10 protein-coding genes are annotated in these 13,896 nt (G+C 73.1%); 1 reads left to right on the forward strand and 9 read right to left on the reverse strand.

The window, feature by feature from the left end:
- Positions 1–86 precede the first annotated feature (86 nt).
- The 5 genes from CV755_RS17290 to proB form a co-directional block, all read right to left on the reverse strand.
- Positions 87–1,160 carry an SCO2583 family membrane protein gene (locus CV755_RS17290; RefSeq protein ID WP_109281121.1) on the reverse strand — a complete coding sequence of 358 codons (1,074 nt, stop codon included), beginning with the start codon at positions 1,158–1,160 and terminating at the stop codon, positions 87–89.
- A gap of 71 nt (positions 1,161–1,231) precedes the next feature.
- Complete coding sequence (locus CV755_RS17295) at positions 1,232–1,831, reverse strand: SCO2584 family spore wall biosynthesis protein (RefSeq protein WP_109281122.1); 600 nt, start codon at positions 1,829–1,831, stop codon at positions 1,232–1,234.
- Between the two features lie 73 nt (positions 1,832–1,904).
- On the reverse strand, positions 1,905–3,206 hold the full coding sequence (locus CV755_RS17300; protein WP_422070557.1) for a glutamate-5-semialdehyde dehydrogenase: 1,302 nt from the start codon (positions 3,204–3,206) through the stop codon (positions 1,905–1,907).
- Between the two features lie 93 nt (positions 3,207–3,299).
- Entirely contained in the window at positions 3,300–3,761 is a 462-nt protein-coding gene (locus tag CV755_RS17305) for a hypothetical protein (protein ID WP_109281123.1), read from the reverse strand.
- A 240-nt stretch (positions 3,762–4,001) separates the two neighbouring features.
- Complete coding sequence (gene proB, locus CV755_RS17310) at positions 4,002–5,138, reverse strand: glutamate 5-kinase (protein ID WP_109281124.1); 1,137 nt, start codon at positions 5,136–5,138, stop codon at positions 4,002–4,004.
- 241 nt (positions 5,139–5,379) lie between these two features.
- On the opposite strand from proB, the gene CV755_RS17315 reads away from it, so the two are divergent.
- Complete coding sequence (locus tag CV755_RS17315; RefSeq protein WP_109281125.1) at positions 5,380–7,425, forward strand: hypothetical protein; 2,046 nt, start codon at positions 5,380–5,382, stop codon at positions 7,423–7,425.
- Between the two features lie 98 nt (positions 7,426–7,523).
- Here CV755_RS17315 and obgE read toward each other — a convergent pair whose 3' ends face one another.
- From obgE to CV755_RS17335, 4 genes are all read right to left on the reverse strand, one after another.
- On the reverse strand, positions 7,524–8,963 hold the full coding sequence (obgE, locus tag CV755_RS17320) for a GTPase ObgE (RefSeq protein WP_109281126.1): 1,440 nt from the start codon (positions 8,961–8,963) through the stop codon (positions 7,524–7,526).
- 125 nt (positions 8,964–9,088) lie between these two features.
- On the reverse strand, positions 9,089–9,343 hold the full coding sequence (rpmA, locus tag CV755_RS17325; RefSeq protein ID WP_004950923.1) for a 50S ribosomal protein L27: 255 nt from the start codon (positions 9,341–9,343) through the stop codon (positions 9,089–9,091).
- A 14-nt stretch (positions 9,344–9,357) separates the two neighbouring features.
- Positions 9,358–9,678, reverse strand: a complete 321-nt coding sequence (gene rplU / locus CV755_RS17330; RefSeq protein WP_018538042.1) for a 50S ribosomal protein L21 — start codon at positions 9,676–9,678, stop codon at positions 9,358–9,360.
- 232 nt (positions 9,679–9,910) lie between these two features.
- Positions 9,911–13,819: an Rne/Rng family ribonuclease gene (locus CV755_RS17335; RefSeq protein ID WP_109281127.1), complete on the reverse strand. Its 3,909-nt coding sequence runs from the start codon at positions 13,817–13,819 to the stop codon at positions 9,911–9,913.
- Positions 13,820–13,896 lie beyond the last annotated feature (77 nt).

Genomic DNA, 13,896 nt, shown 5'->3' on the forward strand with positions numbered 1-13,896 from the left:
GTTGTTTGTGGCTGGTCGCGCCCACGCGGCGGAGCCGCATGATGAAGCCGGCCCGCGCCCCTGAGGGGTGCCCCTTGCGGGGCCCCTCAGGGGGCGCTTGGCTGTGCTGAAGGAGCCAGTACGCCGCAGAGGGCGGCGGTCGGGGCATCGGTGGCGTAGGGGTCGGTGCCGGGGCGGCGGTCCTCGCCGGGGCGCTGGCCTGCCAGCAGCGGGTGCAGATAGGCCGCGTCATCCGTGGAGCAGGTCTCCGGGCCGGCCTGGACATAACTCTGCAGTACCTGGAGCCGGTTGCCCTGGAGATCGTCGCGGTCGAAGCGGAAGCGCATCACCCGGCGCACGGTGAACAGTGAGGCCGGTGCCGACTGCGGGGCGTTGGCCGGGCGTACGGCGTAGACGAAGGTGTGGTCGGCCGAGACCTCCAGGGCCGCGGGCGAGACCTCGGTGACGGTGAAGGCGCCCGAGGTGCGGACCACCGGGTCCGCCAGCGCGATCCGGGCGGGGTCGAAGCGCACCATCCAACCGGTCGCCGCATGCAGCCCGTCGGCGGCCGGTTTGGCCAGACTCCGGTCGAACTGGGCCAGTTGAGAGGGCGCCAGCAGCAGCCGGACGGCGCGCGGGTCGGCGCCCAGCAACACCCCCCGGTCCAGGGCGGATTTGCGGGTGTACTCCTTGGCGGTGGCCAGCGCGGCCATCACCAGGCCCTCGGAGAAGTTCTGGGTGCGCCGTACCGCCGGCAGATTGATGCCGTCCACTCCGTCGCGCAGATGGGCCGCCGGGCTGTCGGCGAACAGCCGGGCGGGCGGGCCGCCGGGCACCGGGTCGCGCGGCACCAGTGGCACCACGGTGCTGCGCAGCGGCTCGGCGGCGGGCGGCCGGGGTTCCTTGTAGGGGTGGCGCAGGCCCATATAGACGGCCGTGCCGAAGGCCAGGGTGATCAGCACCACCAGGAGCAGCAGCTGGCGGGAGGCGCCCAGCCGGGCCCAGGCGTGCCGGGTACGGACGGCGGGCGCGTGATCGGTCATCCGCTCCTGGGCGGAGGATTCCTGGAGCCGGGCAGCGCGGACGAACGATTCGTCGAAGACGACGGATCGGTACTCCTCGTCGCCACCTCCCGGAACGCCCTCGGGGGTCCCCTCAGGTGGGTCTCCAGGCCCGTCCATACCTCAAGGGTAGGTCTCCCGGCGCTTTGGTAAACGCGCTGGTACGCGACAACTTCCCCGGGTGGCGGCGGTCAGCCCCGGCGTGTTGCGGCGGAGGCGGCCGGGGCCCTTGAGCCGGCCGGGACCGAGGGCAGGGCGCCCGGCTGCCCGGTCGCGGCGGTGTCCAGGCCGGTGGTGGCGGGTGGCGGGGAGGGGTCGCGGCGCTCCCCGGAGGAGGCGCTGCGGTAGACGGCCGCGAAGGCCAGCGCGATCACTCCGATGCCCATCACCATGGCCAGCACCCAGGCCACCGGGCGGTGCCAGCGGGCCCGGCCTCGGTAGGGGCGGCGCCAGGAGCCGTACCGGCCGTAGGGGCCATAGGCGTCGTCGGGATCGAGGTCATGGGTCAGGCCGGGCAACTCGCCCGCGCCCAGGGGGCCTTGGTGCGGCTCCTGGCAGAGGTCGTCCTCGGCGGAGCCGGCGGCCGGGCGGGCGCGGGCGGCGTCCGCCTCGGCACGGGCCCGGTCGGCGGCCAGTATCCGCTCGGCCGCGCTGGGTTCGTGGATCACGGCGGACCGCACGAAGTCCTCGTCGAAGACCACGGAGGCGAACGGGTCGTCCGCGCCCCCGTGGCCGTGGCTGTCGGGCTCCTCGCCGTCCGGGAACGGCTTGCCCCCCACGTCGTCCGGCACCCGTCCAGCGTAAACCCGAAGCGGTCAATCCGCGCGTGCGGGACGGGAATTCGGTCCGCCGCCGGCCCCGGTGCTAGCGCCGGGTGTGGCCGTCGCCGGTGACGATGTACTTGGTGGAGGTGAGTTCCGGCAGGCCCATGGGCCCCCGGGCGTGCAACTTCTGGGTGGAGATGCCGATTTCGGCGCCGAAGCCGAACTGGCTGCCGTCGGTGAACCGGGTGGAGGCGTTGACGGCCACCGTGGTGGAGTCCACCAGCTGGGTGAAGCGGCGGGCGGCCGCCTGGGAGGTGGTGACAATGGCCTCGGTGTGCCCGGAGGACCACAGCCGGATATGCGCCACCGCCGCGTCCAGCGAGTCCACCACGGCCGCCGCGATGTCATAGGAGAGGTACTCGGTCTCCCAGTCCTCCACCACCGCCGGGACCACGGTGGCCGGGGAGCCCTTGGCCAGTTCCTGTACCCGCTCGTCGCCGTGCACGGTCACCCCGGCCTCGGCCAGCACGGCCAGGGCCCGGGGCAGGAAGCGCTCGGCGATGTCCTGGTGCACCAGCAGCGTCTCGGCGGCGTTGCAGACGCTGGGGCGCTGGGCCTTGGAGTTGAGCAGGATCTGCACCGCCATGTCGAGGTCGGCTTCGGCGTCCACATAGACATGGCAGTTGCCGGTGCCGGTCTCGATCACCGGGACCGTGGACTCCTGGACCACGGTGCGGATCAGGTCGGCGCCGCCGCGCGGGATGAGGACGTCCACCATGCCGCGGGCGCGCATCAGCTCGCGGACCGACTCCCGGCTCTCCCCCGGCACCAGCTGGACGGCGTCGGCGGGCAGCCCGGCGCCGCCCACCGCGTCCCGGATCACCCGGACCAGTGCGGTGTTGGAGGCGTACGCGGAGGACGAGCCGCGCAGCAGCACGGCGTTGCCGGACTTCAGGCAGAGCGCGGCGGCGTCCACGGTCACATTGGGGCGGGCCTCGTAGATGATGCCGACCACCCCGAGCGGGACCCGGACCTGGCGCAGGTCGATGCCGTTGGGGAGGGTGGAGCCGCGGACCACCTCGCCCACCGGGTCGGGCAGCGCCACCACATTGCGGACATCGGCGGCGATGGCCCGGACCCGCTCGGGGGTGAGGGTCAGCCGGTCCACGGTGCTCTCGGGGGTGCCCGCGGCGCGGGCCTTGGCCACGTCCTCGGCGTTGGCCTGGAGGATCTCCTTGGTACGGACCTCCAGGGCGTCCGCGATGGCGAGCAGCGCGTCGTCCTTGGCCGAGCGTGGCAGCGGCGCCAGGTCGGCGGCGGCGGCGCGGGCGCGGTAGGCGGCGCGCAGCACGGCGGACTGGGGCATGGGGTCGGCCAGGGGGGAGGGGAACTCGCTGCTCATGGCTGGCAGGGTAGTCGCCCGGCGGGCGATGGTTCACCACGTTTCAGGGGGTGGACAGCGCGGTCGGCCAGGGGCCGTGGCAGGGCGTCCCGGTCAGAAGGGGTGGACGCCCACGGGGGTGGCCGGGAGCGGGCCATAGCCCTCGGCGACGCGCTGCTGGTAGGTCTCCCGGTCGATGACCTCCAGGCCGACGATCTCCCAGGGCGGCAGCCGGGCCGTGGAGCGGTGCTCGCCCCACAGCCGCAGGGCCACGGCGGCGGCGTCATGGAGGTCGCGGGCCTCCTCCCAGTACCGGATCTCGGCGTGGTCGCCCGCGTAGCGGCTGGTCAGCAGGAAGGGGTGGTCATGGGCGAGCTGCTCCAAGGCCCGCCGGACCTCCGCCGGGGGTGCCTCGGCGCCGGAGACGCTGAGGGTGATGTGCCACAGCCGGGAGGTCTCCCCGGCGGCCTCCCCGGCGGATTCCACCGGGCCGGTCTCCCCGACGCTGGTCAGCGTGCGCTCCTCCTCCGCAGCCCTGCGGGCGTGCGGCAGGGCCCCTGGGCGCCCTCGTCTCACCGGCGGCCTCCTGTTGTCGCCGGCCCCGCGCGGCGCGCGGCGGAGCCGTGTCGTGCTGGTCTGGCCCTGCTCTCGGCACCGCCCGCCCGCGACGGCCCCGCACATCAAAGTTGACCAGCCCGACGGCGGCCGCGGGGCGGTTTTCCGGAAAGGTTCCGAGGAAAGCCTGGGCTCACCTGGGGCGGGGCCCGCCGGGGTTGACGCCCGTCGGACACCCGTCGCACGCCCGTCGGACGCCCGTCAGGGGTGCAGCACCACCAGGTCGTCCCGGTGCACGACCTCCCGCTCGTACTCGGGCCCCAGCTCACGGGCCAGATCGCGGGTGGAGCGGCCGAGCAGCCGGGGGATCTCCCCGGCGTCGTAGGACACCAGGCCACGGGCCACCGCCCGGCCGGTGACATCCCGCAGTTCCACCGGGTCGCCCGCGGAGAACTCGCCGTCCACCGCCGCGATGCCCGCGGGCAGCAGCGAGCCGGTGCCCTGGACCACGGCCCGTACCGCGCCCTCGTCCAGGGTGAGCGAGCCGCGCGGGGTGGAGGCGTGGGCCAGCCAGAGCAGCCGGCCGTCGGGGCGGCGGCCGGTGCGGTGGAAGAAGGTGCCGGTGGGACGGCCCAGCAGGGCGTCGGCGGCGCGGCTGGCGGAGGTGAGGACCACCGGGATGCCCGCGGCGGCGGCGATCCGGGCGGCCTCCACCTTGGTGACCATGCCGCCGGTGCCCACCCCGGCCTTGCCGGCGCTGCCGATGGAGATGCCGTCGAGGTCGCGCGGGCCGGTGACCTCGGGGATGCGCGAGGTGCCGGGGGTGCTGGGGTCGCCGTCGTAGAGGCCGTCCACATCGGAGAGCAGCACCAGCAGGTCGGCCCGTACCAGGTGGGCGACCAGGGCGGCCAGCCGGTCGTTGTCACCGAAGCGGATCTCGTCGGTGGCCACCGTGTCGTTCTCGTTGACCACCGGGACGGCGCCCATGGCCAGCAGCTGGTCCAGGGTGCGGCGGGCGTTGCGGTAGTGCGCCCGGCGGCTGGTGTCGTCGGTGGTCAGCAGGACCTGGCCGACCCGGCGGCCGTAGCGGGCGAAGGAGGCGGTGTAGCGGGCCACCAGCAGCCCCTGTCCGACGCTGGCGGCCGCCTGCTGGCGGGCCAGGTCGCGGGGGCGCCGGTCCAGCCCCAGCGGGGCCAGGCCGGCCGCGATGGCGCCGGAGGAGACCAGGACGATCTCCTTGTCCCGGGTGTCCCCGAGCACTCTGGCGATCACATCCACCAGGGCGTCCACCCGGTCGGCGTCCAGTCCGCCGACCGCGGTGGTCAGCGAGGACGAGCCCACCTTGACCACGATCCGGCGGGCCTCGGTGACCTCGCGCCGCTCCCCTGCCCCTGACACCCCTGTCAACGTGGATACTCCCCTGTGCTCGCCGGGCCTGTCGCGCTTTCGAAGCGGCCAATCTACCCTCTGTGGATTGTGGTCGTTCGACCCTATTTCGCGGCTATTGCCATGACGGAAGATTGCTCCTGGCCCAGCGGGCGTCATACGGTCGGTTGCGGCCGTTGTCCGAACGTTGCCGTTTGACGTGTCCACCACGGTCTCTTAGACCCCTCAGTTCCTCCTGCCAGGAGCCCGCCCAGTGCCTTCTGCCGGAAATGTCTCCCGCCGAGCCGTACAGGCCGCGGCGCTACTCGCGATGCTGGTGTTCTTCGCACTCCAGCTCACGGGAGCGCTGCTGCCCAGTGCGCCGCTTCTGATCGCCACCTCGGCGGCGGGCCTCGCGCTCGATCTCTATCTGCAGCACCGCGACCCAGGTCTGCTGGCGCTGCTCGGCAAGATCCGCTTCGACGTCATGGTGCGCCAGCTGCTGCGCGACATGCTCGTCCTGGTCGGACTGCTGCGGCTGCACGGCGACGGCTCGCTCAGCGGCTATGCGCCGCTCTTCATCGGCCTGGTGCTGTTCTACGGCGCCCATCTGGCCTGCCAGGCGGTGGCCATCCTGGTCCGCCGCACCCGCACCCTGCCGTTTGTCACCCGCAATATCGACGCCTCCGGCCTGCGGCTGTGCGCCGCGCCGCCGCGCATCCTGGCCCGCCAGCACGGCCGGCGCCTGGTGCGCTTCGCGGTCCCGGTGACGGCCGGCCTGCTGGCCGCGGCCGGCACCGGCAAGGCCCGCTACGGCACCATCGGCGTCGCCCTCGGGCTGCTGCTGGCCCTGGGCGGCACCGTCTATCTGGCGAGCTGGCTGCGCCGCGGCAAGCGGGTGGCCAATGAGCAGCAGGCCATGGAGTGGCTGGACAAGTGGCTGGCCGACTACCGGCCCACCGTCGGCATGTACTTCTCCGGCGGCACCAGCTCGGCCTACCAGGCCAATATGTGGCTCTCCACCCTCGCCCAGCTGGACGGGCGGCCCATCATCGTGCTGCGTGAGCGCTTTATGGTGAAGAAGATCGAGGCCACCGACGTCCCGATCATCTGCATCCCCAAGGTCCACCATCTGATGGCCCTGGAGAAGTCCACCCTCAAGCTGCTGCTGCACCCGGCGAACTCCGGCAAGACCTCGCAGGTGCTGCGGATGCCGTCGATCAAGCACGCCTTCATCAACCACGGCGAGAGCGACAAGCTCTCCAGCTGCAACCCCTACTCCAAGGCCTACGACGAGGTGTGGGTGGCCGGTCCGGCCGCGCGGGAGCGCTACCAGCTCGCCGACATCGGCGTGGAGGACAAGGACGTGGTGGAGGTCGGCCGCCCGCAGCTGGCACCGATCAAGCCCTACGCGGGTGCTCCCGTCCATCCGTACACCACCGTGCTGTACGCCCCCACCTGGGAGGGCTGGGACGGCAACCCGGGCAACACCTCGGTGATGCTGGCCGGCGAGAACATCGTCCGGGAGCTGCTGGCCGACCCGGCCGTCCGGCTGGTCTACAAGCCGCACCCGATGACCGGCTCGGTCGATCCGCGGGCCGGTGCCGCCAATGAGCGCATCATGCGCATGATCCGCGAGGCCAATGAGCGGCGCGACGGCGCCCGGCCGGGCCCGGAGGCGCTGGCCGAGCTGGAGCGGCGCACGGTGGAGCTGGACCGGCTGACCACCGCGGTCTTCCGCAACAGCGCGGACGAAACCGAGCGGATGCTGCTGCAGACCGCCCCGGAGCCGGGCCGCGCGGCGGCGGTGGACGCGGCCACCGCGGCCTGGGAGGCCGCCTACTGGGCCTCGCTGCCCGAGTGGGAGCACCAGATCATCACCGGGCCGCGCCCGGCGCTCTACAGCTGCTTCAACGAGGCCGACCTGCTGATCAGCGATGTCTCCAGCGTGGTCTCGGACTACCTGATCAGCGAGAAGCCCTATGCGGTGGCCAACACCAGCGGGATGAGCGAGGAGGAGTTCCTGGCGAACTTCCCGACCGTCACCGCGGCCACCATCCTCACCCCGGACGCCGCCCAGGTCCCGGCGCTGCTGGCGGCGGTGCGCGACCCGCGCCTGGACAAGCTGGGCCCCGCGCGTGCGGAGCTCAAGGGCCGGCTGCTGGGCCCGTCCGACCCGCCGTCCCTGGTGCGCTTCAACCAGGCGGCGCTGGAACTGGCCCGTAAGGCGGACGAGCGCAACGCCCGGGTGGCGGCGCGGATGGCCGCCTCGGAGATCCCCGGCCAGCGCGGGGACCTCTCGGAGGTCGCCGGGCGCTGACGCCCGTCCGGGCCCGGGGCTCCTCCCCTGGGCCCGAGGGCATCGGAAACACGAAGAGGGGCGGCCTTGACGGCCGCCCCTCTTCGTATGCCCGCCCCTTACGCGAAGGGGTCGAAGCCCTCGTACTCCTGGTCCGCCTCGTCGCGCTCCGCCTGCCGGTCGCGGCGGCGCTGGGCCGCGGGGCGCGGGGCCTCGAGGCGGTGGTCCTCACCACGGCGGCCCAGCATCTCCGCACCGGCGGCCATCGACGGCTCCCAGTCGAAGACCACCGCGTCCTCCTCGGAACCGATGGCCACGCCGTCGCCCGCCCGGGCACCGGCCTTCATCAGCTCCTCCTCGACACCGAGGCGGTTGAGGCGGTCGGCCAGGTAGCCCACGGCCTCGTCGTTGTTGAAGTCGGTCTGGCGCACCCAGCGCTCCGGCTTCTCGCCGCGCACCCGGTAGATGCCGTCGTGCTCCAGGGTCACCGTGAAGCCGGCGTCGTCCACCGCCTTGGGGCGGATGACGATCCGGGTCGCCTCCTCCTTGGGCTTGGCGGCCCGCGCCTCGGCGACGATCCCGGCCAGGGCGAAGGACAGCTCCTTGAGGCCCTCCCGGGAGACGGCCGATACCTCGAAGACCCGGTAGCCGCGGGCCTCCAGATCGGGGCGGATCATCTCCGCCAGGTCCCTGCCGTCCGGGATGTCCACCTTGTTGAGCACCACGATGCGCGGCCGGTTGTCCAGGCCGCCGTACTCCTTGAGCTCGGCCTCGATCACATCCAGGTCGGTCAGCGGGTCGCGCTCGGACTCCAGGGTGGCGGTGTCCAGCACATGCACCAGCACCGAGCAGCGCTCGACATGCCGCAGGAACTCCAGGCCCAGGCCCTTGCCCTGGCTGGCACCGGGGATCAGACCGGGGACGTCGGCGATGGTGTAGACGGTCGAACCGGCGGTCACCACGCCCAGGTTGGGCACCAGGGTGGTGAACGGGTAGTCGGCGATCTTCGGCTTGGCCGCCGAGAGCACCGAGATCAGCGAGGACTTGCCCGCACTGGGGTAGCCGACCAGCGCCACATCGGCGACCGTCTTCAGCTCCAGCACGATGTCCTGGACGTCACCGGGCTCGCCCAGCAGGGCGAAGCCGGGGGCCTTGCGGCGGGCCGAGGCCAGCGCGGCGTTGCCCAGGCCGCCGCGGCCGCCCTGGGCGGCGATGAAGCGGGTGCCATGGCCGACCAGGTCGGCGAGCACATTGCCGTGCTTGTCCTGGACCACGGTGCCGTCCGGGACGGGCAGCACCAGGTCCGTACCGTCCTTGCCGGAGCGGTTGCCGCCCTCGCCGGGCTTGCCGTTGGTGGCCTTGCGGTGTGGGCTGTGGTGGTAGTCCAGGAGGGTGGTGACCGACTGGTCCACGACCAGGATCACATCACCGCCACGGCCGCCGTTGCCGCCGTCCGGCCCGCCGAGCGGCTTGAACTTCTCACGGTGTACGGAGGCGCAGCCGTGGCCTCCGTTACCCGCGGCGACATGCAGCTCGACGCGGTCCACGAAGGTGGTCATAGCGGTGTGCCTCCAGATACATACGGGGTGATGTCTGTTGTAACGCAGCGAGGGCGGACCCGCTTCCCCGGCCGGGGAAGGGAGGTCCGCCCTCGCTATCGCTCTACGGGGCCTGGATCAGCTGATCAGGCGACCGGAACGATGTTGACGACCTTGCGGCCACGGTGGGTGCCGAACTGCACCGCACCGGCGTTCAGCGCGAACAGGGTGTCGTCGCCACCGCGACCGACACCGGCGCCCGGGTGGAAGTGGGTGCCGCGCTGGCGGACCAGGATCTCACCGGCGCTGACGACCTGACCGCCGAAGCGCTTCACGCCGAGCCGCTGAGCGTTGGAGTCGCGACCGTTCCGAGTGGACGATGCGCCCTTCTTGTGTGCCATGTCTTCTCAGTCCCTTACTTCGCCGGGGCGTCGATGCCGGTGATCTTCAGCGCGGTGTGCAGCTGACGGTGACCGATGCGCTTCTTGTAGCCGGTCTTGTTCTTGTACTTCTGGATCCGGATCTTGTCGCCCTTGTGGTGGTCGACAACCTCGGCCTGAACCTTCACGCCGGCCAGGACCCACGGGTCACTGGTGACCGCGTCACCATCGACGACCAGCAGCGTGGAGAGCTCGACGGTGTCGCCGACCTTGCTGGTGGAAATACGGTCAACTTCGATGACGTCGCCGACAGCAACCTTCTGCTGGCGACCACCGGTGCGCACGATCGCGTACACGCGGAACTCTCTCTCGCTAGGTTTCGAACCTCTGATGCCAGCCGCTCGCACGGGCGGGAAGCCCATGACTGTCCGAGTGGATGAGCGGCCTCTTCCGGCCCGGCCGGAAGGTATTTGCTCAGAAGCAGGCGTACAGACGCCGAGGAACGAGCTTACGGGGCCTGACCGAGGGGGTCAAACCGGGCCCCGTGGCGGGGCGCCGTGCGGACACGGCGCCCCTGCCGGGCAACCCCTACTCGTCGGCCGCCGCCGGCTCCGCCTTCTTGGCGGGGGCCTTCTTGGCGGGGGCCTTCTTGGCGGGGGCCTTCTTGGCCGTCGTCTTCTTGGCGGCGGCCTTCTTGGCGGCGGCCTTCTTGGCGGTGGCGGTCTTGGCGGCGGTGGTCTTCTTCGCCGCCGTCTTCTTGGCCGCGGCCTTCTTGGCGGGAGCCTTCTTGGCCGCCGTCTTCTTGGCCGCGGTCTTCTTCGCCGCCGTCTTCTTGGCGGGCGCCGCCTCCTCGGCCTGCTCCGGCCCGGCAGCCTCGACGGCCTCGGCCGGCTCGGCGGCCTCGGCCACCGGGGCGGGAGCCACCACGACCACCGCGGCCTCCGCGGCACCCGCCGGAGCGGACGCCCGCCGGGTCACCCGGCGGCGCGGACGGGCCGGCGCCTCGGCCTCGGTCTCGGCCACGGCCGGGGCCTCGGCGACGGGCGCCGGCTCCGGCTCGGGCTCCGGCCGCACCGGTGCCGGGGTCTCCACCACGATCTCCGGCTCGGCCTCGGCCGCCTTGGGCGGACCGGCCGGCGCGGACACCTTGCGGGTGGCCCGGCGACGGGTACGCCCGCCGCGCCCGGCGGCCCGCATGGCCTCCGCCTCGGCCTCGCCCGGGCTGCCGAACCAGTCCTCACCACTGCTGATGGCGGGCACCAGCTGGGCCTCGGTCACCGCGACCGGCTCCAGCACGGGAGCCTCCTCGGCCTCCGGAATCTCGGCAGCCTCGGGGGCCTGCACGGCCTCCTCCGCCTCCGGGACCTCCACGGCCTCCGGCGCCGCGCCCTTGCCCTTCTTCCGGCCGCGCTTGCCGCCGCCACCGCCACCGGTGGTCGCCGCCTGGTCCATATGCACGACCACGCCACGGCCGTTGCAGTGGACACAGGACTCGGAGAAGGACTCCAGCAGGCCCTGGCCGACCCGCTTACGGGTCATCTGGACCAGCCCCAGCGAGGTCACCTCGGCGACCTGGTGCTTGGTGCGGTCCCGGCCCAGGCACTCCAGCAGTCGGCGCAGCACCAGGTCCCGGTTGGACTCCAGCACCATGTCGATGAAGTCGATCACGATGATGCCGCCGAGGTCACGCAGCCGCAGCTGGCGCACGATCTCCTCGGCCGCCTCCAGGTTGTTCCTGGTGACCGTCTCCTCCAGGTTGCCGCCCTGGCCGGTGAACTTGCCGGTGTTGACGTCGATGACGACCATCGCCTCGGTCCGGTCGATCACCAGCGAGCCGCCGCTGGGCAGCCAGACCTTGCGGTCCAGCGCCTTCATCAGCTGCTCGTCGATCCGGTAGGTGGCGAAGACATCGACGTCCGAGGTCCACTTCTGCAGCCGCTCGACCAGGTCGGGGGCGACATGCGAGACATAGCCGTGGATGGTCTCCCAGGCGTCGTCACCGCTGACGATGACCTTGGAGAAGTCCTCGTTGAAGATGTCGCGGACCACCCGGACGGTCATGTCCGGCTCGCCGTAGAGCAGGCTGGGCGAGCTGGTGGAGATCATCTTGGACTTCTTCTGGATGTCCTCCCACTGCGCCTGGAGCCGCTGGACATCGCGGGCCAGCTCCTCCTCGCTGGCGCCCTCGGCCGCGGTGCGCACGATCACACCGGCGTCCTCGGGGACGATCTTCTTCAGGATCTGCTTCAGCCGGGCCCGCTCGGTGTCCGGCAGCTTGCGGCTGATACCGGTCATCGAGCCCTCGGGCACATACACCAGGTAGCGGCCGGGCAGCGAGACCTGGCTGGTCAGCCGGGCGCCCTTGTGCCCGATCGGGTCCTTGGTGACCTGCACCAGCACCGACTGGCCGGACTTCAGCGCCGACTCGATCCGGCGCGGGCCATTGCCCATGCCCAGCGCGTCGAAGTTGACTTCACCGGCGTAGAGCACGGCATTGCGGCCCTTGCCGATGTCAACGAAGGCGGCCTCCATCGACGGCAGCACATTCTGCACCTTGCCCAGGTACACATTGCCGACGTAGCTGGTGGCCTGCTCCTTGTTGACGAAGTGCTCGACGAGGACGTTGTCCTCCAGCACTCCGATCTGGGTGCGGTCGCCCTGCTGGCGGACCACCATCACCCGCTCCACCGCCTCGCGGCGGGCCAGGAACTCGGCCTCGGTGATGATCGGCACCCGGCGGCGGCCCTGCTCACGCCCCTCGCGGCGGCGCTGCTTCTTGGCCTCCATCCGGGTCGAGCCCTTGATGGACTGCACCTCGTCGAAGCCGGTACCGGCCTCGGCCTTGCGCTCGCGCGGCTCGCGGACCTTGACGACCGTACGCTCCGGCTCGTCCACGCCCGCCTCGACCTCCAGCGGCTCCCCGCTGCGGCGGCGACGGCGGCGACGGCGACGGCTGCCGGCGGTGGAGACGGCCTCCCCGGCGGGCGCCTCGGCGGCCTCCGGCTCCTCGGCCTCCTCGGCCTCTTCCGGCTGCTCCTCCTCGCCGGCCTCCAGCTCGGCCTCGGCGGCCTCACCCCGGCGGCGGCGACGGCCACCCCGGCGACGGCGCCGCGAGGGACGCTCGCCCTGCTCCTCCTCGGTCACCTGGGCCTCGGCGGCCTCGGGCTCCTCGGCCTCTTCCTCCGGCTCCTCGGCGACCACACCGGGCGCGGCCACGGCGGCCTCGGTGACCTCCGCGGCCTCACCGCGACGACGACGGCGGCGACGCGGCGCGGGCTGCTCCTCGGCCTCCTCGGCGGCGGCCGGACGGGGCTCGCCCGCCGCGAAGGCGGCGGCAGCGGTCTCCGGCGTCTGGAACATCGGCTCGGTGAACACCGGCGCCTGGAACACCGCGGTGGGCGGCAGCTGGGCGGCCCGGCGGCGGCCCCGGGCGGGCGCCTCCTCGGCGGGCTGCTCCACCGGCGCGGCCGCCGCGGCCTCGGCACGACGGCGGGTACGGCGCGGACGGGCCTCCTCGGCGGGCGCCTGCTCCGGCTCCACGGCCTCGGCGGTCGCCTTGCGGGTGGCACGACGGCGGGTACGGGCCGGCTTGGCCTCCTCCTCGGCCTCCTCGGCGGCGGGCGCCGCAACGGCCTCGGGCTCGCTCACCGGGGCCTCGGCCTGCCGGGTGGCACGACGGCGGGTACGAGCGGGGGCTGCCTCCTCGGCAGCGGCCTCCTGGGCCTGCGCGGCGGGCTCCGGCGCGGACACCGCACGGGTCGCCCGACGACGCGGACGCGCGGGCGCGGCCTCCACCGTCTCCTCGGCCTCCACGGCCTCCGGCTCGCTCACCGGCGCGGCCTCGGCCTGCCGGACGGCACGACGGCGAGTACGGACAGGCGCCGCCTCCTCGGCAGCAGCCTCGGGCGCGGACACCGCACGGGTCGCCCGACGACGCGGACGCGCCGGAGCGGCCTCCACCGTCTCCTCGGCCTCCACGGCCTCCGGCTCGCTCACCGGCGCGGCCTCGGCCTGCCGGACGGCACGACGGCGAGTACGGACAGGCGCCGCCTCCTCGGCAGCAGCCTCGGGCGCGGACACCGCACGGGTCGCCCGACGACGCGGACGCGCCGGAGCGGCCTCCACCGTCTCCTCGGCCTCCACGGCCTCGGCCTGCTCCTCGGAAGCCTCTGCCTTGGGAGCCTGCTCCTCGGGAGCCTCCGCCTTGGGCGCCCCGGCCGGGGCGCTGGCCCGCCGGGTGGCCCGGCGGCGCGGCCGGGCCGGGGTCTCGGCGGCGGCCTCGGCGACCGGCTCCGGCTCCGCGGCGGCGGCCGCGGCCGGCTCGGCGGCAGGGGTCCGGACGCTCGCCGGGGCCTCGGCCGCGGCGGCGGTCACCGGCGGTCCGGCCGGACGCGAGGCCGCACGACGGCGGCGGCGCGGCGGCAGGGTGTCGCTCGGGCTGTTCTCGTTGTTGTTCCCGGCGGTGCCGGGCTCGCTGGGCTCATTGGTTTCGAGCATGCGGGCGGTTCTCCCGTCACGCTCCCGGGCGCCACGCCTGGATCCGGTCCGCCGCCCCGCGTGATGAGCGCGGGGCC

It is taken from the genome of Streptomyces orinoci (genome assembly GCF_003121295.1).
In the GTDB taxonomy this organism is placed as follows: domain Bacteria; phylum Actinomycetota; class Actinomycetes; order Streptomycetales; family Streptomycetaceae; genus Streptomyces; species Streptomyces orinoci.